This is a genomic window from Streptomyces sp. NPDC006516 (genome assembly GCF_040611875.1).
In the GTDB taxonomy this organism is placed as follows: domain Bacteria; phylum Actinomycetota; class Actinomycetes; order Streptomycetales; family Streptomycetaceae; genus Streptomyces.
Window position 1 is genome coordinate 1,001,691 of the sequence record NZ_JBEXPD010000002.1, and the last position, 23,084, is coordinate 1,024,774.

Here is a 23,084-nt window from a genome sequence, read left to right on the forward strand (position 1 = left end):
CAGGTGACGTACCGTGAGCGCATGAGCATGCCACCGCCGCAGCAGAATCCGTACGGGCAGCCCTCGCCGCACAGCCCTTACGGGCAGAACCCCCTGCCGCAGCAGAATCCGTACGCGCAGCAGCCGCCCTACCCTCCCCAGCAGCCGGTCCACGGCTACCCGCAGCAGCCCCAGGGCGCCCCCGGGCCGTGGGGGAACGCCGGCGGGCCCGGGTGGCCGCAGCAGCACATGCAGCCGCAGCCGCCGCGCAGGAACCGGACGGGGCTCGTCGTGGGCATCGTGCTGGGGGCGCTCGTCCTCGTACTCGCCGTCGGCTTCGGCGCGTTCGCGCTGCTCGGCAACGGCGCGACGACGGAGTTCCCGGAGGCCACGCACAAGCTCGTGGTGGACAAGACGGTGCTGAAGGGGGAGTTCACCCTCACCCAGGACCTGTCGGACACCGAGGGCAAGGAGATCGAGGAGGCGCCCGACCCGACCGTCCGGGGCGGCGAGGCCGCGCTCGCCCAGTACGGCTCCGAGGAGAACGGCATGCTGGTGCTCTCCGGCCTGTACGGGCGGCTGTCCGACCCTTCGCTCATGCGGACGAAGATCCTGGAGGGCGTCACCGGGGCGGAGGGGACGACCGTGGCCGTGCCTCCCGAGGAGTTCAGGCCCGCGGGGTACGGCATCACCGTGGAGTGCCAGGTCGTGAAGATCAAGGAGATCGGCCTGACGGTCAACAAGCCGGTGTGCGCGTGGGCCGACGGGAACACCGCCGCCATGGTCTCCGTGCTCCGCACCGGCGACCTCGATAAGGACGCGCACTCCGTCGACCTGGAAAAGGCCGCCGAGGAGACCGCGCAGGTCCGGTCCGAGCTGCGCCGGCCGATCAGCTGAACCGGGGCGGCCGGGCCGCCGGCAGGACGCCCTCCACCGCGCGCGCCATGCCGAGGAGCGCCGCGTCCGTGCCCCGGGCGGTCACCAGCTGGAGGCCCACAGGGCAGCCGTCCGGTGTGAAGCCGGCGGGCACGCTCGCCGCCGGATGGCCGCTGAGATTGAACGCCCAGGTGAGTGCCGTGGAGTAGACGTCTCCCGGTCCCTCGTGGCCATGCGGGGGATTGGGCGTGACCGGGGTGAGCAGCAGGGACGCACGGGTGAAGCAGGCGTCCAGCGTACGGTCGTTGGCGTCGCGCAGCCTCCGGGCCGAGGGCGTCGGCCGTGCCGCGCGCGTCGCGAACCACGCCTCCGCGGGGTCGAGCAGATCGCACGCGCCCGGCACCGGACGCACGACCCCGGCTTCCACCAGCCGGTCCACCGCCTTCCGGATGACCCGCGCCACCTCCGGGTCCACGGAGGCGAAGCCGAGGCCAGGGCTGTAGACCGCCGGTACGGGGAGCACCGCGGGTTGCGGGCGGTATCTGTCCAGGACGTGGTGCAGCCAGCTCTCCGCCAGGGCGGCGGAGCTCGCCAGCACGCCCGGCGACGCGAGGCCCGTGCGGTCGGGGGAGGGGAGCAGACCCCTCGTCGTCCGCAGGCCGAAGACACCGCACCAGGCCGCCGGGATCCGTACCGACCCCGCACCGTCGCTCCCCGTGGCCAGCTCCACCAGGCCCGCCGCGACCGCCGCCGCCGATCCCGCCGAGGATCCGCCCGGAGTCCGGTCGGGGCGCCACGGGTTGACCGTGCGGCCCCGCGCTCCCTGCCCCCAGGTCTGCCACTCGGTGCCCGGGGCGGGCACCGAGGTCGCGCCCACCGGTATCCCGCCCGCGGCGGCCAGCCGGACGGCGGCGTACGAACGGATGCCCGCGGTGCCCTTCACGGCGAACGGCAGTCCGGCGAGCGGGAGCCGGGACGCGGCCTCCGCACGGCCGCGCGCCTCCTCGTGCCAGACCTCGGTGAAGGCGCACAGCTCGGGGTCGAACCGGTCGATCCGGGCGAGGGCCGTCTCCAGTGCCGATGTCATGGCCCCAGTGTGCGCCGCGTGTGCCGGACAGCAGCGGGACGGCTTCAGTTCTCCAGCGCGGCTTCCATGACCGCTCTGGCGATCGGAGCCGCGCTGCCGCCTCCGCTGATGTCCGCCCGGTCGGCCGACGCGTCCTCCACGACCACCGCCACGGCGACCGCCGGACGGCCGGAGTCCGGGGCCTGCGCCCAGGAGATGAACCAGGCGTAGGGCCGGCCCGAGTTGTCGACGCCGTGCTGAGCGGTGCCCGTCTTGCCGCCGACGGTCACCCCGTCGATCGCCGCGTTGGCACCGGTGCCGTTCTCCACCACGTCGACCATCATCCGCTGGAGCTGCTGCGCGGTGGCCGGGTTCATCGCCTGGTGGTACGACTCCGAGCCGGGCCGCCGGACGGTGTCCCCGTCGTCGGTCGTCAGCCGGTCGACCAGGTGAGGGCGCCTGAGCTCCCCGCCGTTGGCCACCGCCGCGGCCACCATCGCCATCTGCAACGGGGTCGCCGTCGTGTCGAACTGGCCGATCGAGGACAGTGCCAGCTGGTCGTCGCTCATGTCGGTGTCGAAGTTGCTGCGGGCCACCCGGGACGGGATCTTCAGGTCGTTGTCGTTGAAGCCGAACCGGCCCACCGCCTCCAGCATCCCGTCCAGCCCGACCTCGACGCCGAGATGGGCCATCACGGTGTTGCAGGAGACGCGGATCGCCTCGGCCAGCGAGGCCTTCTCGCAGCCCCGTGCCTCGTTGGGCAGCGTCGTGGAGGTGCCGGGCAGGACGTACGGGGAAGGGGTGTCCGTCTCCGCGTCCGGATCGGTCACCACCCGGGCGTCCAGCGCGGCCGCCGCCGTCACGATCTTGAAGGCGGATCCGGGCGGATAGGTCTGCCGGATCGCCCTGTTGAGCATGGGCTGGCTCGTCGAGCGGTTGAGCCTCGTCCACGCCCCGGTGACGGCGGAGCCCGTGCCCGAGAGGACCTCCGGGTCGTACGAGGGGGAGGAGACCAGCGCCAGGATGCGCCCGGTGGACGGGTCGAGCGCCGCCACCGCCCCGCGCCGGCCGTCCAGGCCCTCGTACGCCGCGCGCTGCATCGCGTCGTCGACGGTGGTGACGACGTCCCCGCCGGGCTGCCTGCTCCGGGTGAGGTCGCCCCACAGCGGCAGCGGGGCGAGGATCGGGTCGGTGCCGGAGAGAATCGCGTCCTTGGCGTTCTCCAGCAGCGTGGTGCCGTACGTCTGCGAGGCGTAGCCCGTCACCGGCGCGTACAACGGGCCGTGCCGGTAGGTGCGTTCGTACGCGAGCTGCTGGCCTGTGTCCTTCGAGCCGGTGACGGGTTCGTCACCGACCAGGATGTTGCCCCGCGGCTGGTCGTAACGGTCGATCGTCGTGCGGCGGTTGGCGGGGTTCGTGTTCAGCTCGTCGGCCTCGAAGAGCTGGACGCGCGCGGCGTTCCCCAGCAGGGCGACGAGCAGCAGCAGGCAGAAGCCGGCGGCGCGCCGGATGTAGCGGATCACTGCTCCTCCCCGGCGGTGGACCCGGCGGCGGATCCGGGGGAGCCGGAGCCGAGGGAGCCGGATTCGGGAGCGGCGGACCCCGGAGCGCCGGAGCCGGTGGGGGCGGGCCCGGCGGCGGGGTCGGGGGTGCGGGCGACGTCGCTGACCCGGATGAGCAGGGCCACGATGATCCAGTTGGTCACGACCGACGAACCGCCCTGGGCCAGGAACGGCATCGCCATCCCGGTCAGCGGGATCAGCCCCATCACGCCGCCAGCGATCACGAAGACCTGGAGCGCCATGATCGAGGCGAGGCCGATGGACAGCAGCCGGCCGAAGGGGTCGCGCAGCGCCAGCCCCGCGCGGAAGCCGCGGGCCACCAGCAGCGCGTACAGCAGGAAGATCGCGGTGAGCCCGGCCAGACCGAGCTCCTCGCCCGCGGTGGCCAGGATGAAGTCGGACTTCGCGGCGAAGCCGATCAGGATCGAGTGCCCGAGCCCGAGACCGGTGCCGAGCATCCCGCCCGCCGCGAAGGCGAAGAGCGACTGGGCGAGCTGGCTGGGCCCCTCACCCGCCTCGATGGTGGCGTACGGATTCAGCCAGTCCTCCACCCTGCTGTGCACATGGGGTTCGAAGGAGCCGACGGCGAAGGCGCCCGCTGCGGCGAGGAGCAGCCCCACGGCGATCCAGCCGGTCCGGCCGGTCGCCACGTAGAGCATGATCACGAAGAGGCCGAAGAAGAGCAGCGAGGTGCCGAGGTCCCGTTCCAGGACGAGGACGCCCACGCTGAGCAGCCAGATCGCGACGATGGGGCCCAGGACCCGTCCGGTGGGGAACTGGAGTTTCCAGATTTTGCGGCCGGTGTACGCGAGCGCGTTGTGGTTCGCCGCGAGGTACGCGGCGAAGAAGACCGCGAGCAGGATCTTGGCGAACTCGCCCGGCTGGAAGGAGAGCCCGCCGACGCGGATCCAGATCTTGGCCCCGTTCACCGCGGGGAAGAAGATCGGCACGATCATCAGCACCAGCGCCGCCGCCACCGAGAGGTACGCGTAGCGCTGGAGCACCCGGTGGTCGCGCAGCAGGACGACGACCGCGATGAAGAAGGCGACGCCGAGCGTGGACCAGATCAGCTGGGTCGTCGCCGCCCGGTCGCTCGGCGTCTCCAGATCGAGCCGGTAGATCAGCACCAGACCCAGCCCGTTGAGCAGCACGGCGATCGGCAGCAGCAGCGGATCGGCGAACGGGGCACGGAAGCGGACCGCGAGATGGGCGAGCAGCGCGAGCAGGCCTAGACCGGCGCCGTACCCGGCGACGTCGGGGGGTACGGCGTTGTTCCGGGCGAGGCCGACGGCGGCGTAACCGTAGACGGAGACGATCACGGCCCCGATCAGGAGCGAGAGCTCGACCCCGCGCCGCTTGGGCAGGCGTAGCTCGGGCGGGCGCGCGTCCGCCGTCGTTGCGGTCATGCACCGCAACGTAGCAAGAGGCGGGTGTTATTTCCCTTATGTCAGCTTCGTGGCACTCCTCGGTGAGCGTTCCCGCGGTGGCTCAGCTCTGGTAGGGGTTCTGGCCGCCGGGCGGCGCGTAGCCGGGCTGCTGCTGCGCGGCGCCGTACGGGTTGCCGTCCTGCCCGCCCTGGGCCTGTGCCAGCAACTGGTCGGCCTGCTCCTTGGGTATCTGCCGCTCCCCGCCGCAGAAGGTGCACTGCGTCGCGTACTTCGTGGAGAAGGGGAACAGCGGCACGAAGAACAGCGTGAACTTGGTGACCTTCTTGCGCAGGGTGTGCGCCGCAGGATTGCCGCACCAGCCGCACACCATGGTGAGGACCGCCAGCTGGTACAGATAGCCTCGTGTACCGAAAATGATCATGATGTGGTTCCTTTCCCCGCTTCTCCCGGAAGCGCCCGCCGGCAGAGCGCCAGCAGCTTCTCGTCCCTGTAAGTGTCGTGACTCCCGTACCCGCCGTCCATCGCGTTGTGGCGGCGTACGGAGAGGAGCTCGGCGCGCAGCACCCGTGTCGCGTCCGAGCCTGCACCGCCGGGGCCCATCAGCGCCAGGCATTCCGCGACCCGGACCCTGACGTGACGGTTCCTCTCCCACGCCGACAGGAGCACGGGAACCACGTCGGTGGTCCGTCCCGAGACCTCCCACAGGGCGATCGCCGCCTCGACCCTGAGCCACAGCTCCTCGTGCGACAGCAGGGCCCGCAGCCGCGGCGCCGCGGCTGCGGCGAGCGGACCCAGCGCGCCCAGAGCGCTCGCCGCGGCCAGGGACTCGCGCGCCCTGTCCGCCCGCAGCCCCTCGGTCAGCACGGGCAGCACCTCCTCGGCATCCCCGGTGACGGCCCACAGGGCCTCCGCCGCCTCCGTCGCCGCCCCCGTCCCGGGCCGGAGGATCAGCCGCCGCAGCTCCGGAACGGCGCAGCCGGCGGCCGGCCCGAACGACGCCAGCGCCCGCACGGCCGCCGTACGCAGCCACTCGCCCCGGTACTCGGGAGCCCCCCGCAGCACCCGCAGCACCTCAGGGGCGGCCTCGCCCGCCCGCAGCGCCGTCAGTCCGGTGAGCAGCGGACTCGCCCTGTCGTACGCGCTCTCGTCCAGGCCGACCTCGGCGAGCCTGCGCCGCAGCGTCCCGGCGAGCGGGGCCGCCGCGTCACCGAGGCACCGGATCGCGAACCCCGTGTCGTGCGGCACCTCCGGCCGCTCCAGCGCCGACGCCAGCGCGGGCAGCGCACGGGCGTCGCCCAGCCCGGCCAGCGCCTTCACCGCCGAACCCAGTCCGGGCGGTCCGCCGGCCCACTCCCTCACCCAGGCCGAGGGGTCCGACGCCACCCTGCCGGCCAGGGCGTCGGCGGCCGGCGCCGCCAGACCGAACAGCTCCTCCAGCACGTGCGAGGCGGCGTCGGCGAGTCGCGGCTCCGGATCTTCGAGCTGAGCCCCGATCAGCCTCACCAGGCCCTCGTACGAACCGCGCCAGGCCCGGATCAGCCCGCCGCTCATCCGCACGGCGTCGACGCGCTGCCAGGGGTCCGGGCTGCCCAGCTGGTCCGTCAGCAGCGCCGTACGGTCGTCCACCCGGTCGTCCAGCCCGCTGTGCAGCGTCCGCAGCAGGTCGGCTGCCCAGGGGGCGCTGCGCCCCGCGGATTCCTCGGAGGCCAGCTCCCGCAGCTGTCCCACCAGGGTCGGCGCGGTGGCGCGGTCCGCCGGCCCGTCCTCGCCGGCCGGCGGTTTCGCGGCGGCCGGTTCCGACCGGACCGGCCCGGAGCGCAGCTCCCGCAGCAGGCCCGACACCAGCCGTACGACATCGCCGGGCAGCGCGTCCGGGGCGCACCTGGCCAGCTGGGCGAGGGCCGCGAGCCGCAGCCCCGGAGAGTACGCCTCGGCGGCCAGCCGGCTCAGCCAGTCCGCGGCCTGTGTGCCCAGCCGCCGGTGGCGCAGCGCGATCCGCCCCGCGGCCTCGACGAGCGCGAGCCGCACCTCGTCGTCCGCCTCCACCGGCAGCCGCTCCCGCAGCAGCGCGAGCACCCTGTCCGGCCGCTCGTGCAGCGTCGCCAGGGCCAGCGGGGCGGCGAGCCGCACGCCCGGGTCCCCGTCGGCGACGAGCTCGAAGAACACCGCCGAGCCGGCGGACACCGCAGCCGCGGCCATGGCGTAGTTGGCGACGCCCTCGATCTCGTCCTCGTCCAGCTCGTCGAGCCCGTCCTCGTCCTCCTCGTCCAGATCGATGCCCCCGATGCTGGTCAGCAGTTCGACGATGCCGCCCCGGTCCCGTATGCCGGGGTCCACGGCCAGCTCGAAGAGGAACGGGATGCAGGCGAGCGTGCACGCGTACACGTCGCCCTGGTGGTGCACCGCGCCGTACATCCCGTCGAGCGCGCTCTCCCGCTCCGCCGGATCCTCGGAGGCGAGCCCGTGCAGGAGCCCCGGCACGTCGTCCGCCGGACCGTAGGCATGCTCCATCGAGGCCCAGTCGACCTCGTCGATCCCCCTGAACACGCCACACCCTCCCCGTGTCTTGCCTCCGCGTCCCGGACGCGGCGGGAAACCGCGTCCGCGAAGCAGCGTCTGCGCAGAGTGTGCACCACGGCCAGGACAATCCACCCGCCAGTTGCGGCCTTTCCTCGCGGTGACCCCACGGCTGTGAACAGGCTGTGCACATCCCCTCAACTCAGTGCCCGGGCCGGTTCCGGTTCAGTGCCCGGGCCGATGTCCGGTTCAGTGCCCGGGGAGGGGCCTCGCCTGCCCGGGATCGTTCAGCGGGCCGAGCAGTTCGCCGTGCCGGTCCAGCCGCGCGGCCATGTCGCCGGCGAGGAAGACCAGCTCCTCCGGTGCCTCGCACGCCTCGATCTCGTCCCAGGTGACGGGCGCGGAGACGGTGGGCCGGCCCTTCGCGCGCAGGGTGTACGGGGCGGCGGTCGTCTTCGCCGCCGCGTTCTGGCTGAAATCCACGAAGACCTTGCCCGGCCGCAGCGCGCGGGTCATCCGGTGCACCGCCAGCTCGGGCAGCGCGCCCTGTGCCTCCACCGCCAGCTCCTTGGCGTACGCCGTCACCTCGTCGGAGGGGGTGGGCACCAGCGGGACGAGCAGGTGCAGCCCCTTGGAACCGGAGGTCTTCCCGTACGCCGCGAGCCCGTCCGCCGCCAGCCGCTCGCGCAGCCACAGGGCGACCACGCAGCACTCGACGGCGCCCGCGGGCGGCCCGGGGTCCAGGTCGAACACCATGCGGTCGGCCACGGCGGGGGAGTCCTGCCGCCACTGATGCGTGTGGAACTCCACCACCAGGTTCGCGGCCCACATCAGTGAGGGGAGGTCCTGTGCGAGCACCTGCCGGGCGCCCGGGTCGTCGCTGCGCGGCACCGGGGCGGTGCGCACCCAGTCGGGCGTACCGGGTGGTGGATTCTTGGTGAAGAAACGCAGTCCCTCCGGGCCGTCCGGATAGCGCAGGAAGGACAGCGGGCGGTCGCGCAGATGGGGCAGCATGGCGTCCGCCGCCGTGGCCGCGTAGTAGTGCAGCACCTCGCCCTTGGTGGTCCCGGAGGCCGGGTAGAGCACCTTGTCGAGATTGCTGAGCGCCAGGCGCCGCCCCTCCACCTCTGTGATCGGCGTCATACGATAAGAATCACATGAAATCGCATCAATGACGGCGTACCGGGCGTGAGGGGTGAACGGTGAGGTCCATCTGGAACGGCTCCATCTCGTTCGGACTGGTCAGCATCCCGGTCAAGCTCATGAACGCCACCGAGAACCATTCGATCTCCTTCCGGCAGATCCATCTCGCCGACGGCGGCCGGATCCGCTATCACAAGGTCTGCGAGCTGGACGAGGAGGAGGTCCCCGCATCCGAGACCGTCAAGGCGTACGAGGACGCCGACGGCACCGTGATCCCGGTGACCGAGGAGGACCTCGCCTCACTTCCGCTGCCCACCGCCAAGACGATCGAGATCGAGGGATTCGTGCCCCCGTCGGCGATCGATCCGCTCCAGCTGGACTCGGCGTACTACCTCTCGGCCAACGGCGTACCGGCGGCCAAGCCGTACGCCCTGCTGCGAGAGGCCCTGAGGCGCAGCGGGAAGGTCGCCGTCGCGAAGTACGCGCTGCGGGGGCGGGAACGGCTCGGGATGCTGCGGGTGGTGGACGACGTGATCGCCATGCACGGCCTGCTGTGGCCGGACGAGATCCGCGCTCCGGAAGGCGTCGCCCCCGACTCCGGCGTCAAGGTCCGTGATGCCGAACTCGACCTGGCCGACGCGCTGATGAACACCCTCGGTGACGCCGACATGGACACGCTCCACGACGACTACCGCGAGGCGGTCGAGGAACTGGTCGCGGCGAAGGCGGCCGGTGAGCCCGTCGCGGAGGCCGAGGGCACGGAGCCCGAGGGGCAGGTGATCGACCTGATGGCGGCGCTGGAGAGCAGCGTGCGGGCCGCGAAGGAGTCCCACGGGCAGGAGTCGGGGTGCGAGGGCGAGGTGGCGGACGTCCACCACATCGGGTCCGGCCGGGGTGGTGCGAAGGGCCGGGGTGGTGCGAACAAGTCCGGGACGCCCGGGCGGGCCCCGGCGAAACGGGCGGAGAGCGGGAAAGCCGCAGCGGGGAAGCCGGCCGCGAAGAAGACCGGCGCGAAGAAGGCGGCAGCGGACGAGCCGTCCGCGAGGACGGCGGCGGGCAGGAAGACCGCGACGAGGAAGGCCCAGGCGAAGAAGGTCGCACTGGACAAGGCCCCCGCGAAGAAGGCCCCCGCGAAGAAGGCATCGGCGAAGAAGGCACCCGCTGAGAAGTCGGCGGCGAAGAAGACGCCGACGAAGAAGTCCGGCGAGGGCACCCGGAAGCGCGCCTCGGCCTGACGCGTCGCGGCGCGGGCCGAGGCGCGTCCGGCGGCCGAGACGCGTCCACACCCGGCGGAGGCGGAGCGCTCACCGGTGGGCGGACGCGGGTTCCAGCGGGTCCGGCAGCAGGGGCAGGTCCAGGCCGTACTCGTCCTGCTCGACGACGTACGTGCAACTCGTGTACGAATAGCCGGGCTTGACGCTGGTGCCCGAGGTGTAGTTGTCCACGGCCGCCTCCTCGTCCGAGCCGCGCTTGTACAGGAAGTGGTAGTCGCCCGCCGGAAGGTTCAACCGCGCCTTCGGGTACGACCTCCCTTCGGCCCGGCAGGACTTCGAGGATCCTGTGGCCTCACTGGCGTACCGCTCGCAGCCGCCGCAGGCCTTCAGCTTCAGCGAGCCCGTGACCGGGCCCGTGTAGAGCACCTCGACGCCGGAGGGCGCGTCGTTGCTGATGACCAGTTCCATGCGGGCCCCGCCCGGAGTTCCGCTCCTGGGCAGGCGCTTTCCGGCCGAGGGGCGGTCCTCGGCTATCTCGGCGGCTATGGCGATGTTCCGGGCCTGCTGCCGGCGCCGGTCCTCCTTGTAGGTGTCCGCGAAGTCGCCCAGGGTCTGCCGTGCCTCGGTGAAGTGCTTGTCCTCGAACTCGTCCACGCCGCAGGCGTACACGCCGTCGCGCACCCCGGCGTCGGCCTGCCGTTCCAGCGAGGGCACCGAGGTCTGGGGGAGCGAGGCGACCATGGTGCGCGTGCCGCGCAGCTGGTCGGTCACGGTGCAGGGGTCCGCGCCCTTCAGGCTCGCCACCTGCTTGCGTATCGTCGTGCTGATCGCCGGGCCGACCTGTCCGGCCTGCGAGGACTCGGGGAACGTACGCAGCAGCGCGCCCAGCTCCTCGCCGCCCGAGCTCGTCCCCGTACCGCCGAGCCGGGAGACCCCGCAGGCGTACAGCGACTCCGCGAGCGGGGTGTCGGGCCAGCCCGCGAGATCGCCGAGCAGTTCCCCGTCCACGCTGTCGGGCACCGTCCGCAGATAGGTAAGGGGGTCGATCGCCTCGCAGTGCTCCTTCGCACGGTACGGCGACGCGACCGAGGTGTAGTAGGCCTCGAGCCGCGCGGGCACGAGGGCGGCGGCCCGCGAGCCCGCGTGCTCCTCGCCCAGCTCCCGGTAGAGGGTGAGCGCGTAGTGGTAGTCGCCCTTGGACAGCGCGAACGGGCTCTTCGCCGCCTTCTCGACCAGGTCGTCGCCCTCTTCCAGACGATCGAGAAGCTCCTGCTCGACGGCCTCGTCCCGAGCGGATCCGTAGGCGAAGGAGCCGCCGACCGGGACCGCGAGCAGCAGCAGTCCGAGGGCGGCGGCCAGGAGCGGCCGGGACGCCCGGCCGGTGTCCGCGCGCAACGCGATGCGGGCCGCGTCGGCACCCGCGAGGACGAGCAGCAGGAGGTAGGCGGCGACGAGCGCCTCGGGAACCCCGTCCGGATCGGCGGGGAGGGCGACCAGCAGCAGGATCCCGGTCGCCGCCCAGCTCACCGCCGCTCGTCGGGTGCGGCGCACCAGGAGGTGGCCGAGGCCGAGGCCGGAGAGATTGAGCAGCCCCGCCGCAAGAGCGCGCAGTACGGCTCCCCGCGGGGGCGGACCTGCCGGCCGGCCCGCAGGCGGTGGCGGACCGGCCGGTGGCCCCGCGGGCGGTGGCGGCGGCTGGATCCCGCCCCACGGGTATTCCGGAAGACGCTCCGTCCCGGAGTCCGCCCCGGACCCGGGTCCGGATCCGGGCACGCCCGGCTGATCACGTGATTCCATCACGGCCCCCCACCGCCGAACCTCGTCAGGTCGCGGGGAATCTGCCCGCTCCCGTACCCGTTCACGCCAGCTCCGGGGCGGACGGCAGAAATGGCGCGAAAGCATTGCTCCGGCCGTGCGCGGGCCGCCAGGGCCGACCTGCGCGGCATGCTGCCGGACCGGCCCGCCGCGCAGTAGAGTGCGGAAAGCCGCGACTGGCGCGCACCCGGAAGGGTGCTCCGTGGAACCGACCACGAGGGAGCGGCACACTCCGGGCACGCCCGGGGCGTCATCGCCGGAGGGCCGTCCGCCTGGGCAATCCGGGTCCATGTCGCCCCCGTGCGACCGACCCGGGAGGATCCCCGTGGCCGTACAGCCGTCCGAAGCCCGCCGCCCCGCCCTGACCGCCGCCGATCCCGAACTCGCCGCATTGGTGAACGCCGAGGAGCGGCTCCAGGCGGACACCCTGCGCCTCATCCCCAGCGAGAACTACGTCTCCGCCGCCGTTCTGGAGGCCTCCGGCACCGTCCTCCAGAACAAGTACTCCGAGGGCTACCCCGGGAAGCGCTACTACGAGGGCCAGCAGGTCATCGACCAGGTCGAGACGCTCGCCGTCGAGCGGGCCAAGGCACTGTTCCGCATGGATCACGCCAATGTGCAGCCGTACTCGGGCTCGCCGGCCAACCTCGCTGCCTACCTCGCGTTCCTGGACCCCGGTGACACAGTCCTCGGGATGTCGCTGCCGATGGGCGGGCACCTGACCCACGGCTGGGGTGTCTCCGCCACGGGCACGTGGTTCCGGGGCGTGCGGTACGGGGTGCGCCGTGACACCGGCCGCATCGATCTGGACGAGGTCCGCGACCTGGCGCGTGCCGAGCGGCCCAAGGTGATCTTCTGCGGAGGGACCGCCGTGCCCCGCGTGATCGACTTCGCCGGCTTCGCCGAGATCGCCCGTGAGGTGGACGCGGTCCTGGTGGCCGACATCGCCCACATCGCGGGGCTGATCGCGGGGGGAGCGCACCCTTCACCCGCCCCGTACGCCGACGTGGTGTCCACGACCACCCACAAGACCCTGCGCGGGCCGCGCGGGGCGATGCTGCTGACCCGGGCGGAGCACGCCAAGGCGGTCGACCGGGCCGTGTTCCCCGGTCTCCAGGGCGGGCCGCACAACCAGACCACCGCCGCCATCGCTGTGGCGCTGAAGGAGGCGGCCGGAGACGGATTCGCCGCGTACGCACACCAGGTCGTCGCCAACGCCCGCGTACTGGGGGAGGAGCTGGCGGCCCGCGGCTTCGACCTCGTCTCCGGCGGCACGGACAACCATCTGCTGCTGGCCGACCTCACCGGCAAGGGCGTCTCGGGGAAGATCGCGGCCAAGGCGCTCGACCGGGCCGGGATCGTCGTGAACTACAACACCGTGCCCTACGACCCCCGGAAGCCCTTCGACCCGTCCGGCATCCGTATCGGCACCCCCGCGCTGACGTCCCGGGGCATCCCCGCATCCGAGATGGCGGCGGTGGCGGAGTGGATCGGTCTGGTGGTCGATGCCGCTCGTACAGGTGACGAAGCGACCGTTTCCAAGGTCCGCGACGAGGTCAGGACGATGATGGACGCCTATCCGGCGCCGGGGCTCCCCCTGGTCTGACGGGGCGCCGGAGCAGTTCGGGCCGGGGCACGCCGGGCCCGGACTGCTCCGGAACGCCGGGCTCCCGATTCCGCGCGCCCGTCCTGCGCCCTGTGCCGCTGCCGGATCGCCGTACAGGCTGGCGGGAGAGACGGACGCCGGCACTGTGAACAGAGGGGGCACGATGCAGGATCTCAAGGTCACGTCATGGCAGCTCTTCGGGCACGACCGGCTCTATGTGAACCTGCCGGACGGCACAGCGATCGGCTGGGCGGACCGGGGCAGCGGCACCATCACGGTGCTGCACCCTCGCTACCGCGACGCCGTGACCGACGCGCTCGCGCGTCAGGTCCCGGACCTGCCGGCCCTCGTCGGTGAGGAGGGCCCGGCGGGGCCGGCGGCACCGCGCACCCCGCCGCAGGTCCCGAGGATCCCGCCGATGCGGGGGATGCGGAAGCGGGACGCGGTGAACGGCGTGCCCGCGCAGAAGCCGCCGCCCGCGGCGGAGTCGATGCCTGGACGGAGGCCGGCACCCGTACCGCCCGTGGAGGGTGGGGCGGTGGTGGCGGAATCCGGGCAGTCCGTCGAGGACGGAGCGGCGGTGGCGGCGGTGGCGGCGCCCGTGCCGCCCGTCGAGGCCCGAGCGGCGGCGTCCGAGACCGGGGCGAAGGCGGAGGCGGATGAGGTCCGGCCGTCGCCGTCGGTGCCGCGGCGGGAAGGCTCCCCCCGCGCGCCCGGCCTGCCCGCGCTCACCCCGGCGAACGACCTTGCCGCACGCCGGCCGGGCGCCGCACTGCGCGAGCAGCTCGGCGAGTCGGGCACCGGGGCGTTCGTACGGGCGGCGACCGGGGCGCTGCGGCGGCACAAGGACGGGGACCCGCGCCGGGGCGCCCTCGCGGGGGAGCGGCGCGTCGGGGCCGAGCTCAAGCGGCTGACCCGGCACGGCTGGCGGGTCCTGCACTCCGTGCCCCTGCCGGACGGCACGGAGATCGGGCATCTGCTCATCGGGCCCGGTGGGGTGTTCGCGGTGAGCACCGAGCACCGCCCCGGGGCGTCCGTACGGATCGGCGACGGCACCCTGCGCATCGACGACGGGACCCCGCAGCCGTACGAGCTCGACGACCGCCCGGGCACCCGGTGGGCCCGCGCCGTGCTGGAGACCCACTGCGCCTTCGAGGTGCCCGTCCAGACCGTGCTGGTGTTCACCGGCGTCACCGCGCTGGAGGTGGTCACGACCCCGGCAGGAGTCCGCGTCTGCCGTGAGCGCCAGCTGTCCGCGCTCGCTCCGCTGACCGGCGTGCTCACCGCCACCCAGGTGGAGCGGGTATACGACGTCGCGCGCAACGGGGAGGCCTGGCCGGACGCGTGAGCGTGGAGCGCGGCCGGGTAGATTCCCCCGGGTCACCGCACGGCCTCGCCGCGCCGCCGAAGGCCGTGCAGTCGAGGGGGCCCTGCCGCGCCGCCGAAGGGGAAGACACATGAAGCTCCGCTGTGCCGTGCTCGACGACTACCAGTCCGTGGCGTCCACCGCCGCCGACTGGTCGCCGGTCACCGGTGAGGTCGACGTCGTGTGTTTCGCGGACCACTGTGCGAACGAGGACGAACTCGTCTCGCGGCTGGCCGAGTTCGACATCGTCGTCACGCTCCGGGAGCGCGTGCCCTTTCCCGCGACCCTGATCGAGCGGCTGCCGCGCCTGCGGCTGATCGTGGCCTCCGGCATGCGCAACGCGTCCATCGATCACGCCGCCGCCGAACGTCACGGCATCACCGTCTGCGGCACCGCGAGCGCGGCCACCCCGCCCGTGGAGCTCACCTGGGCCCTGCTGCTGGGTCTGGCGCGCGGGATCGTGACCGAGACCAACGCCCTGCGGGAAGGCGGCCCCTGGCAGTCCACGGTGGGCGCCGATCTGCACGGTCGCAGACTCGGCATCCTCGGCCTCGGCAAGATCGGCAGCAGGGTCGCCGCGGTCGGCCTCGCCTTCGGAATGGACGTGGTGGCCTGGAGCACGAACCTCACCCAGGAGCGCGCCGACGAGGCCGGGGTGGGCCTCGCCGCTTCCAAGGAAGAGCTGATGGAGACCAGCGACTTCGTCTCCGTGCACCTGGTCCTCGGCGAACGCACCCGAGGGCTGCTGGGCGCGAAGGAACTCGGTCTGATGAAGCCCGGCAGCTACCTGGTCAACACCTCCCGGGCGGCGATCGTCGACCAGGACGCGCTGCTCGACGTCCTGCGGCGGGGCGCCATCGCGGGCGCCGGGGTCGACGTGTTCGACGTGGAACCCCTTCCGGCCGGCCACCCGATGCGCAGCGCGCCGCGCCTGCTTGCCACCCCGCACCTGGGCTATGTCTCGCAGGCCAACTACGCGGCGTACTACGGTCACGCGGTCGAGGACATCCGAGCGTATCTCGACGGCGCGCCCGTCCGCAGGCTCGGCTGAGTGGGTGCCGTCGCAGGGGCCGGCTTCACCAGCCCTTGTGACGGGCCGGGTTCACCGGCGGGCGCCCGGCGTTCGAAGTAGCCTGTGTGCGGGGACACTTCGGCCCCAGGACAGGGAGGGCGCCGCGTGAGCCTGCTCGACGACGAGACGGCAGCAGGCATGGTCCGGATAGCGGCCGGCACGGTCGATCTCCGCGACGACCGCCGCGGCACACAGTGGCAGGAGTCCCTCCAGCCCTTCCTGCTCGCCCGTCTCCCCGTCACCCTCGGGCAGTACTGGGCCCTCACGGACACGGCCCCCGACCCCTCCGTCTCCCATGCTCTGCCCGTGACGAACGTCAGCTGGCTCGACGCCGTCGACCTGTGCAACCGCTTCTCGGCCCGCGTCGGCCTGGCCCCGGTCTACTCCCGCGACGCAAGGAGCGGCGAGGTCGTGCGCGACCCGGCCGCCGACGGCTACCGCCTGCCCACGGAGGCGGAGTGGCAGTACGCGTGCAAGGCGGGCACCACCGGCTACCGCTACGGTGAACTCGACGGCATCGCCTGGTACGAGGGCAACTCGGACGGCAGACTCCGCGAGGTCGGCGGCAGGACTCCGAACGCCTGGGGTCTGTACGACATGCTGGGCAACGTCTGGGAGTGGTGCTGGGACCTCTACGACGAGGAGGTCTACGGCGCGTACCGCACCTTCCGAGGCGGCGGCTGGGCGGAGGCGGAGCGTGGCTGCGGTGCCACCGTGCGCCGTCGCAGCCACCCCACGTTCGCGATCGACGACCTCGGTTTCCGGATGGCCCGCAACGTGAGCTGACCGGCGCGTGGGGACACCGCGGTGTCGCGAGCGGCCCCAGGGCGAGGCGGAAGGCATCATGACGTGGTGCACGAGATCTGGACGGTCGGCCACTGGACGTGCCCGGAGAAGACGTTCGTCGGCCTGCTCGATGCCCAGCGCATCGACACCCTGGCGGACGTCCGGGCGCACCCCGGTTCGCGCCGGAGCCCGCAGTTCTCCCGCGACGTGATGAGCGAGTGGCTGGAACGGGCCGGGGTCGACTACGTGTACCTGGACGAACTCGGCGGCCGGCGGCGCAAGCAGGACGTGGACCCGGCCGTCAACGCGGGCTGGCACAACCCCAGCTTCAGGAACTACGCCGACTACACGCTGCTCCCGGCCTACGAGCAGGGCATCACCCGTCTGACCTCGCTCGCGGAGCGCGGCCGTGTCGCCGTCATGTGCGGCGAGCCGACGCCGTGGCGCTGCCATCGCCTGCTGATCGCCAACACGCTCACCGCCCGCGGCTGGACGGTGCGGCACATCGTGGGCCCCGGCGAGGCGCGGGTCCACGAACTGGGTGCCTGGGGAGCGGAGCCCCGGGTCGACGAGAACGGCCACGTGACGTACCCGGCACCGTAGGCGCACCTCGGTGAAAAACCGTACGGGTGACCGAGCTTGTGTGAGGTAGGTTCTGTTCACTCGAAGGGGGCGAAGTGACCAAGCTCAACCAGATCATCGCCGTGGAGAAGGGTGTCAAGAGCAAGTCGCTCCAGGACATCACCGCGGCCCACCACAAGGTGCAGAAGCCGGCGCTGCTGGCCGGCATCTCGCGTACGTACCAGCCGAAGGACGAGGAGGGCGAGCAGCTGCCGCCCGAGTCCGCCCGGGTGCAGGTCAAGGCCGAGGAGGCGCTGCGTGAGATGTCCGCGTCGCTGACCCGCCTCTTCGACGTCACCGCGACGAAGGACTGGGCCAACTGCTCGGCCCGCGCCGACGTCACCGTCGACGGACGTACGGTCGTCGCCGAAGTCCCGGTCAGCTACCTGCTCTTCCTGGAGAAGCAGCTCACCGACCTGCACACCTTCGTGAAGAAGCTACCCGTCCTGGACGCCTCCGAGTCCTGGTCGCTCGACCCCTCGACGGACTGGTGGAAGACGGACCCGGTCCGCACGATCCGCACGAAGAAGGTCCCCCGCAACCACGTCAAGGCAGAGGCGACCGACAAGCACCCGGCGCAGGTCGACGTGTACTACGAGGACGTGCCGATCGGATACTGGACGACCGTGAAGTTCTCCGGAGCGCTGCCCGCGCGCCGGGTGAACGAGCTGCTGGAGCGGGTCGAGAAGCTCCAGCACGCGGTGAAGTTCGCGCGCGAGGAGGCGAACAGCGCCGAGGTCACCGACCAGCGGGTCGGGGACGCGGTGTTCGGCTACCTGTTCGGCTGACGCCGGACGCGCCAGGCGGCACCCCCAAGAACGCCCCCGCGCCAATGCCGTGGGGGCCGCGCACCCTGCACGAGGCGGAATTGAGGTCCGCCCCGTGTGACGAGCGCAAGCTGAAACTGACGTTCAGCCTGAAGACGCGGTAACGGTGGAGGTTCGAGTCCTCCCCCCGGCTCCACCTGCCGGGGTGGCCCAACATGGCAGAGGCAGCCGCGATCAATCTCAGACTCTCGCTCCAGCTTCAGTATCGCCGCCGATTGCCAGATCGACCGAGTACGGACGAACACCGTTGAATGCTGGTTCGAATCCGGCCTGCGCCTCTACGCGGCGCGGTAGTTCAAAGGCAGAACGCGACGGTATGACGACTGATCCGCACTCTTAAACGGCGCTGGCAAGCGCAATTGGGTGGCAACCCCAGGGGCCCGGGAGCTGGATACGACTCCCGGGCTCCGCCACGTCCGGGCCCGGCCGGCTGTGGGACGCGAGCGCCCCGGCCGCTGAGCGGGATCTCCGCATCTGCCGTCGCCTGCACTCGGCGAGTTCGCCAGTGCCGCCTCCGCCCGTTCGACGAAGTCGCGGTCCGGCATCCGGCGGCCCCGCTCGATCGAGACGACCGTGTGCTTGGAGAAGCGGACCTGGTCGCCGAACTCCTCGCGGGAGAGCCCCGCGTGCTCCCGTAAGGCCGGGACGGACGCGCCGAACGTGCGCAGGCTGTCCGACATGCCGGGCTCGGCGCCGGCTCCCGCGCCTGTTCCGCCCGCCGCCGTAGCCATGACTGCGTCGTCCGTGTTCTCGTAGGCCACCGCGGCCGCCCCGGCGACCCTCCGTCATGGCTGGCCCTCAGGGCTCAACTTCGTTACGGGAATGACCGGTTCGAAGGGTGCATCTCACCCGTCTGCTGTACGTTCCTGGCATGGTCACGGGTGACATGAGCGAGAACGCGGAGTCGCGCTTTTCCGCTCTTCTGGCGGGCGCGGCAAGGTTTCCGGGTGTGCGGGTCGACAGGGAGGCGTACCTCCGGACGGCGCTGGCCCGTCATTGCTCGGAGGATCAGCTGCGTCTAGCGATGAAGAAGAATCCCGCGGCGGCGGGTATCCCTCTTGAGGTTCTGGACAGGGTGGCCGACGCCTCCATTCGCTATGAGACCGCCAAGGTGAGCGCGGCCTCCGCGGCTGCCGGCCTTCCCGGAGTCCTCGCCCTGCCCGCAACCGTGCCGGCCGATCTGGCCCAGTACGTCGCCCACATGCTGCGCATCGCACAGAAGCTCGCCTACCTCTACAGCTGGCCCGATCTCTTCTCCGCCGACAAGGACGACCTCGACGACGCCACCAAGGGAGTGCTCACGCTCTTCTTCGGGGTGATGTTCGGGACCCAGTCCGCGAACGCCGCCGTGGGGAAGCTGGCGGGGATGATCTCCGAGCAGGTGGCCAAGAAGCTGCCCCAGAAGGCGCTGACCCACGGCGTCATCTATCCGATCGTGAAGAAGGTTGCCGCTTCTCTCGGCGTCAGGATGACGACGGAGACCTTCGCCAAGTCCGTCTCTAAGGCGATTCCCCTCGTCGGGGCCGCGGTGTCCGGCGGGCTCACGTATGCGACCTTCCGCCCCATGTCCAAGAGGCTCAAGACGCATCTCTCCGGCCTGGAACTCGCCAAGCCGGTCGAGGGTCAGGTCATCCCGGGTGAGGTCATCCAGGACGAGGACCGTCCGGCCGCGGACGAGGTGAAGATCCCGAAGCCGGGCCGTGACTGGCGTGTCCTGAAGCGTCGATAGGTCGTGACCCGGGCGGCGGCCCGGCTGCCGCCCTCCCGGACGGCCTCTGCAAGCCTTGCCGTACCGCTCCGGACCTGCCGGGCGCTGCGGAGGTTCCGGAGCAAGGTGAACGCGACGTGGCGGCCCTCGTCGGCAGCCTCCGCAACCTGACGCACGGCCTCGTCCCCGGCCAGGACTTCGAGCTGACCGCCCGGCTCCTCGGCCGGACCCTGCGCATCGAGGTCTCAGACGCCCGGGGAGAGTGCCGCCCGCCCGCCCCGGGTGTGGCCGGCCCGGCGCCGCTCGCCGAGGACGGCCGGGCCCGTGACGCACTCGCCACCACCCGGCCCGGTGAGCCGAGCCGATTCCTGGTACCGCTGCTTCCTGGACGGTGAGTTCCGGCCCGGGCGTCACGGCCGGGTGCAAAATGACCAAGAAGGAGGACGAAGCGCAGAGGCTCAGGCAGGGTGGGTGATGTAAGGCATGAGCGGGTGGCCGACGGGACCGAAGCCGGGCGAGCCCTGAGAGCTCCACCCCCTCGCCTCCAGTGAGCGAGCACCGACGCGCGTGTTGCGGTGCACAAGGAGAAGATGTGGCGACAGAGCCCTTCAGCATCGACAAGCGGCCCTTGCGGGATCTGCTGGGGGAGGTCGGGGCGGGGAAGATCCAGTTGCCTGAATTCCAGCGTGGCTGGGTCTGGCCCTGGCCCAACATCGCGAGTCTGCTGGCCTCCGTGTCTCTCAACTACCCGATCGGGACGGTGATGCTGCTCCGGGGCGGCGGGGATGTCCGGTTCAAGTACAGGCCGATCGAGGGAGCGGCCCTGAGCGGGCAGGTGCAACCGGAGTCGCTGATTCTGGATGGACAGCAGCGGCTCACCTCGCTGTTCCAGTCGCTCGCGATGAACAGCCCGGTGGAGACCCAGGACGAGCGCAAACGCCGGGTGAGCGGCTGGTTCTACGTAGACATGATCAAGGCGACCGACGAGAACGAGGATCGTGAGGAGGCCATCCGGTTCATCCCTTCCTCACGCAAGGTGGCCAACTTCCGCGGCGAGATCCTGGAAGATTATTCGACACGGGAGTTGGAGTACCAGCACCGCGTTTTCCCGTTGCGATGTCTCTTCGACAACTCGTGGGGCGACGGCTTCGCCCGCCACTGCAATTTCGCACCGGATGCGATGGAGCTCTGGTACCGCTTCCGCGACAGCTTCATCAAGTCATTCGACCTCTACCACTTCCCGGTCATCGAACTCGGCAAGGGCACCCCACGGCAGGCGGTCTGCCAGGTCTTCGAGAAGGTCAACACGGGGGGAGTCACCCTCACCGTCTTCGAGTTGCTGACGGCGACGTACGCCGCCGACGAGTTCGATCTGCGGCGGCACTGGCACGAGTGCCGTTCTGCCTGGGAAGCGCCCGAATACGCCATCCTGAGAGACGTCTCCAACACCGACTTCCTCCAGGCGGTCACCCTCCTCGCCACTGCCGAGCGGCGGCGCCGGGAAGAGGAGGCCGGCACGGACGAGGAGCGTCTGCCCCGCATCGGGTGCAAGCGCAAGGAGATGCTCGTGCTGGGCCTGGAGGACTACACGCGGTACGCCCCCGATGTTGTCGCCGGCTTCAAGGCCGCCGCAAAATTCCTGCGCCAGCAGTTCGTCTTCGATACCCGATTCCTGCCGTACGGCACGCAGCTCATTCCCCTCGCGGCGATCTTCGCCCTCGCCGGCAAGGACGCGGAGACCGCAGGTGCACAGGAGAAGCTGGCCCGCTGGTACTGGTGCGGAGTGTTCGGCGAGCTGTACGGCGGCACAACCGAGACCCGGTTCAACCTTGACCTCCCCGACGTCGTCGACTGGATCCGAGGATCGACGCAGGAACCTCGTACGGTCAGCCAGGCGCAGTTCGCGGCGAGCCGCCTGCTGACCCTGCGGACCCGGCAGAGCGCCGCCTACAAGGGGATCTACGCGCTCCTGCTCAAGGCGGGCGCCGCGGACTGGCGTACGGGGGAGAAGGCAGAGGTGAGCGTCTACTTCGACGAGGCGATGGACATCCATCACATCTTCCCGCAGGCGTGGTGCCAGAAGAACGGGCACGAGCGCTCCGTCTACAACTCCATTGTCAACAAGGCTCCCTTGACGGCACGGACCAACCGGATCATCGGAGGCCACGCCCCGTCCGACTACCTGCAGCGGCTCGCCAAGGCGGCCGAGACCAGCCCGGAGAGCGTGGAGCGGCGTATCAGGACACACCTCGCGGACCCCGTACTGATGCGGGCCGACGACTTCGATGCCTTCTTCGAGGCGCGGCGGAAGGTGCTCCAGGAACACATCGCCACGGCGATGGGCAAGCCTGTGGTCGACGATCACATTCCGGGGCAGCGACCCGGGGAGGCGATCCAGGCTGCGGAAAACGGGTTGCAAGCCGCCGTCCCGGTTCCACTGGAGGCGTGACACCCCGATCCGTGGCCGAGCCGAATGCCAAGGGCGTCGCCGTGCACCCCCGGTGCCTTGTCCAGCAACGTCAGGGATACCGGGACGCAGGAGTCCACACCGATCGTGGCGGCGGCGCAGGCGAAGCGCCGACAGGACGACAACGGCGACAGGCACGCGGCGGCGTACGGACGGCTCGTCGGGGGGATCGTGGGGGAGCTCTTCATCGGTCCTCCCTCGCGCTTCCCGCTGCGCACGATCCGGGGTCCGTGTCCTGGTTCTGAGGCGCAGTTCCCCAGCGGAGGGCCGTCGGCGGCGCATGAAAAAGACCCTCCGCGCAGCGTTTCCACTGGCGAGAGGGTCTTTTCGGCACTTCCTGCGAAGTGCCCCCGGCAGGATTCGAACCTGCGCACCCGGCTCCGGAGGCCGATGCTCTATCCCCTGAGCTACGGGGGCGATGTCGCTGCGCTCGGCGGCGACGAGTGAAACCCTACCAGCTCCGAGGGGGTGTCCGGGAACAGGTATTTACGTGCCGCGGGCGCCCGTGCGAGGCGGCAGGCGGACAGGCGCCGGCCACTCCTGCGGGGGCGGAAGTGGGCAAAACCCGGACGCAGCTCCTCCTGTCGACCTACTCTCGAAGGGTGTCAGGGGCGTACGGCCGCGTGCTTGTTGTGGACGACAACAAGGTCATCCGGCAGCTGATCAGGGTCAATCTCGAGCTGGAGGGCTTCGAGGTCGTGACCGCGGCTGACGGCGTCGAGTGCCTGGACCTCGTGCACGAGGTCTGTCCCGATGTGATCACGCTGGACGTCGTGATGCCCCGGCTCGACGGAATCCAGACCGCGGCCAGACTGCGCGCCGATCCCAGGACCGTGCACCTGCCCGTTGCCCTCGTGAGCGCCTGCACTCCGTACGAGGTGGAGTCGGGGGAGTACGCGGGGGTCGACGCCTTCCTCGCCAAGCCGTTCGAGCCGAGCGAACTGGTGCGCATGGTGCACCGGCTCGCGCAGCGGGAGAACCGCGTGCCGCTGGACGGCAGGCGCGGGGCGGGAAGGGCCGGGAGCGCCGCCGGCTGACGGGGCGGCCGTGCGCACCGGCTGCGAGGTCGCT

Annotated in this window: 18 protein-coding genes, 1 tRNA gene and 2 pseudogenes; 12 read left to right on the plus strand and 9 right to left on the minus strand. The window is 71.5% G+C overall.

All coding sequences use genetic code 11. The annotated features are described in order from the left end of the window. Positions 1-21: 21 nt before the first annotated feature. Positions 22-876, plus strand: a complete 855-nt coding sequence (locus ABZY45_RS10765) for a hypothetical protein (RefSeq protein WP_356738248.1) — start codon at positions 22-24, stop codon at positions 874-876. Here the strand turns inward: ABZY45_RS10765 and ABZY45_RS10770 are convergent. The 6 genes from ABZY45_RS10770 to ligD all read right to left on the minus strand — a co-directional run bounded on the left by ABZY45_RS10770 (position 869) and on the right by ligD (position 8,531). Next, positions 869-1,942 carry an amidase gene (locus ABZY45_RS10770; RefSeq protein ID WP_356738250.1) on the minus strand — a complete coding sequence of 358 codons (1,074 nt, stop codon included), beginning with the start codon at positions 1,940-1,942 and terminating at the stop codon, positions 869-871. The genes ABZY45_RS10765 and ABZY45_RS10770 overlap by 8 nt on opposite strands. 44 nt (positions 1,943-1,986) lie before the next feature. Beyond that, the gene (locus tag ABZY45_RS10775) at positions 1,987-3,444 is read right to left on the minus strand and encodes a penicillin-binding transpeptidase domain-containing protein (protein WP_356738252.1); all 1,458 of its coding nucleotides are present in this window, start codon (positions 3,442-3,444) and stop codon (positions 1,987-1,989) included. Further along, positions 3,441-4,889 carry an FtsW/RodA/SpoVE family cell cycle protein gene (locus ABZY45_RS10780; protein WP_356738254.1) on the minus strand — a complete coding sequence of 483 codons (1,449 nt, stop codon included), beginning with the start codon at positions 4,887-4,889 and terminating at the stop codon, positions 3,441-3,443. The genes ABZY45_RS10775 and ABZY45_RS10780 overlap by 4 nt, the downstream gene beginning before the upstream one ends. Positions 4,890-4,971: 82 nt before the next feature. Then, complete coding sequence (locus ABZY45_RS10785) at positions 4,972-5,292, minus strand: zinc-ribbon domain-containing protein (protein ID WP_356738256.1); 321 nt, start codon at positions 5,290-5,292, stop codon at positions 4,972-4,974. After that, positions 5,289-7,418: a PBS lyase gene (locus ABZY45_RS10790; protein ID WP_356738258.1), complete on the minus strand. Its 2,130-nt coding sequence runs from the start codon at positions 7,416-7,418 to the stop codon at positions 5,289-5,291. The genes ABZY45_RS10785 and ABZY45_RS10790 overlap by 4 nt, the downstream gene beginning before the upstream one ends. A gap of 219 nt (positions 7,419-7,637) precedes the next feature. Next, a complete protein-coding gene (gene ligD, locus ABZY45_RS10795) occupies positions 7,638-8,531 on the minus strand; it encodes a non-homologous end-joining DNA ligase (protein WP_356738260.1) in 894 nt (297 codons plus the stop codon). A gap of 59 nt (positions 8,532-8,590) precedes the next feature. Between ligD and ABZY45_RS10800 the strand changes: the two genes are divergently transcribed. Continuing rightward, positions 8,591-9,766 (plus strand): Ku protein, encoded by a 1,176-nt coding sequence (locus ABZY45_RS10800; RefSeq protein ID WP_356738262.1) that lies wholly within the window; start codon positions 8,591-8,593, stop codon positions 9,764-9,766. 69 nt (positions 9,767-9,835) lie between these two features. Here ABZY45_RS10800 and ABZY45_RS10805 read toward each other — a convergent pair whose 3' ends face one another. Continuing rightward, a complete protein-coding gene (locus ABZY45_RS10805) occupies positions 9,836-11,272 on the minus strand; it encodes a hypothetical protein (protein WP_356738264.1) in 1,437 nt (478 codons plus the stop codon). A 577-nt stretch (positions 11,273-11,849) separates the two neighbouring features. Here ABZY45_RS10805 and glyA point away from each other — a divergent pair. From glyA to ABZY45_RS10835, 6 genes are all read left to right on the plus strand, one after another. After that, positions 11,850-13,166 carry a serine hydroxymethyltransferase gene (gene glyA / locus ABZY45_RS10810; protein ID WP_356738266.1) on the plus strand — a complete coding sequence of 439 codons (1,317 nt, stop codon included), beginning with the start codon at positions 11,850-11,852 and terminating at the stop codon, positions 13,164-13,166. A gap of 163 nt (positions 13,167-13,329) precedes the next feature. Then, complete coding sequence (locus ABZY45_RS10815; protein ID WP_356738268.1) at positions 13,330-14,514, plus strand: NERD domain-containing protein; 1,185 nt, start codon at positions 13,330-13,332, stop codon at positions 14,512-14,514. Between the two features lie 109 nt (positions 14,515-14,623). Continuing rightward, positions 14,624-15,583, plus strand: coding sequence for a D-2-hydroxyacid dehydrogenase family protein (locus tag ABZY45_RS10820; protein WP_356738270.1), 960 nt, complete (start codon positions 14,624-14,626; stop codon positions 15,581-15,583). Between the two features lie 126 nt (positions 15,584-15,709). Next, positions 15,710-16,390, plus strand: coding sequence for an SUMF1/EgtB/PvdO family nonheme iron enzyme (locus ABZY45_RS10825; RefSeq protein ID WP_356738272.1), 681 nt, complete (start codon positions 15,710-15,712; stop codon positions 16,388-16,390). 66 nt (positions 16,391-16,456) lie between these two features. Continuing rightward, on the plus strand, positions 16,457-16,993 hold the full coding sequence (locus ABZY45_RS10830; protein ID WP_356738274.1) for a DUF488 domain-containing protein: 537 nt from the start codon (positions 16,457-16,459) through the stop codon (positions 16,991-16,993). A 74-nt stretch (positions 16,994-17,067) separates the two neighbouring features. After that, a complete protein-coding gene (locus ABZY45_RS10835) occupies positions 17,068-17,799 on the plus strand; it encodes a hypothetical protein (protein ID WP_356738276.1) in 732 nt (243 codons plus the stop codon). 533 nt (positions 17,800-18,332) lie between these two features. On the opposite strand, the pseudogene ABZY45_RS10840 reads toward ABZY45_RS10835, so the two are convergent. Further along, positions 18,333-18,569 (minus strand): annotated as a pseudogene (locus tag ABZY45_RS10840) (helix-turn-helix transcriptional regulator); the annotation flags it as partial. Between the two features lie 140 nt (positions 18,570-18,709). Between ABZY45_RS10840 and ABZY45_RS10845 the strand changes: the two are divergent. From ABZY45_RS10845 to ABZY45_RS10855, 3 genes and pseudogenes are all read left to right on the plus strand, one after another. Continuing rightward, positions 18,710-19,567, plus strand: a complete 858-nt coding sequence (locus tag ABZY45_RS10845) for a hypothetical protein (RefSeq protein ID WP_356738278.1) — start codon at positions 18,710-18,712, stop codon at positions 19,565-19,567. A gap of 146 nt (positions 19,568-19,713) precedes the next feature. Then, positions 19,714-19,866: pseudogene (locus tag ABZY45_RS10850) on the plus strand (ATP-binding protein); the annotation flags it as partial. A gap of 272 nt (positions 19,867-20,138) precedes the next feature. Beyond that, the gene (locus ABZY45_RS10855; protein WP_356738280.1) at positions 20,139-21,995 is read left to right on the plus strand and encodes a DUF262 domain-containing protein; all 1,857 of its coding nucleotides are present in this window, start codon (positions 20,139-20,141) and stop codon (positions 21,993-21,995) included. Positions 21,996-22,358: 363 nt separating this feature from the next. On the opposite strand, the gene ABZY45_RS10860 is transcribed toward ABZY45_RS10855, so the two are convergent. After that, positions 22,359-22,430, minus strand: a tRNA-Arg gene (locus tag ABZY45_RS10860). A 137-nt stretch (positions 22,431-22,567) separates the two neighbouring features. Between ABZY45_RS10860 and ABZY45_RS10865 the strand changes: the two genes are divergently transcribed. Further along, positions 22,568-23,050 (plus strand): response regulator, encoded by a 483-nt coding sequence (locus ABZY45_RS10865; protein WP_356738282.1) that lies wholly within the window; start codon positions 22,568-22,570, stop codon positions 23,048-23,050. Positions 23,051-23,084 lie beyond the last annotated feature (34 nt).